2 protein-coding genes are annotated in these 920 nt (G+C 65.1%); both read right to left on the bottom strand.

Annotated features, from left to right (window positions below; genetic code table 11):
* Positions 1–574: IS630 family transposase (locus tag RSO01_RS46905; RefSeq protein ID WP_246159276.1), on the bottom strand; the 574-nt coding region annotated here is incomplete at its 3' end.
* Entirely contained in the window at positions 496–879 is a 384-nt protein-coding gene (locus RSO01_RS46900) for a helix-turn-helix domain-containing protein (RefSeq protein WP_147157498.1), read from the bottom strand. The genes RSO01_RS46905 and RSO01_RS46900, both read right to left, overlap by 79 nt.
* Positions 880–920 lie beyond the last annotated feature (41 nt).

Genomic DNA, 920 nt, shown 5'->3' with positions numbered 1-920 from the left:
CATTGGCGGCGGCGGTTTCGAGAGCATCAATAGTTCTCGCGGCGTCCTTTCGGACGTGTGCCTTCATCTTGGCGAAGGCATTCTCGATGGGATTGAGATCAGGACTGTAGGGCGGCAGATAGAGAAGGATTGCGCCACGCGCTTCGATGGCCAGCCGAACGCCCTCGACCTTGTGAGCAGCGAGATTGTCCATGACCACGATGTGGCCCGGCCTGAGCAGCGGTGCCAGCATCTGCTCGCACCATGCCCGGAAGACCTCGCCGTCCATCGGACCGTCGAGCAGCATGGGGGCGATGAAGCCGCCCAGCGTCAGGCCGCCGACGAAGGTGACGGTCTTCCAGTGCCCGTGCGGGATCGCGGCGTGGCAGCGTTGGCCCCTCGGCGCCCAGCCACGCAAGCGGGCCATCTTGGTCGAAAGCCCGCTCTCGTCGATGAAGATCAGCTTCTCGGGGGCGAGCTCGGGCTGACTGTCGGACCAGCGCTGGCGCGCCGCCTTTACGTCGGGACGCTCCTGCTCGCTGGCGTGCGCAGTCTTTTTTTGTGCGTCTGGCCGCGCCGATCGAGGAACTTCCAGACCGCCGTCCAGACCACCCGCACGCCGCGCTCGGCGGCGAGCCGCTCCGCCATCTCCTCAAGTGTCGTATCGGGCTTGTCCCGCAGCACCCCCAGGATGAAGGCCTCATGGGCGTCCAGCACCGACCCCTTGGGCTTACCCTGCTTGGCCGGCTGGACGTCGCCTTGAGAGCGCTTCAGCCGACCCCAGGTCCCCGCTGTCGCCTTCCCGATCGAAAAGCGGGCTGCCGCCTGACCCGTCGACATCCCGCTTTCGAGCGCCGCCACAACTCGTTCGCGCAAATCAAGGCTATACGGCTTGCCCATCGATCCCTCCAATTGCGTCGAGGAATCGAATCATTCTTCTC

It is taken from the genome of Reyranella soli (assembly GCF_007992495.1).
GTDB classification, from domain to species: Bacteria; Pseudomonadota; Alphaproteobacteria; order Reyranellales; family Reyranellaceae; genus Reyranella; species Reyranella soli.
This window is presented reverse-complemented; position numbering and strand designations above follow the sequence as displayed.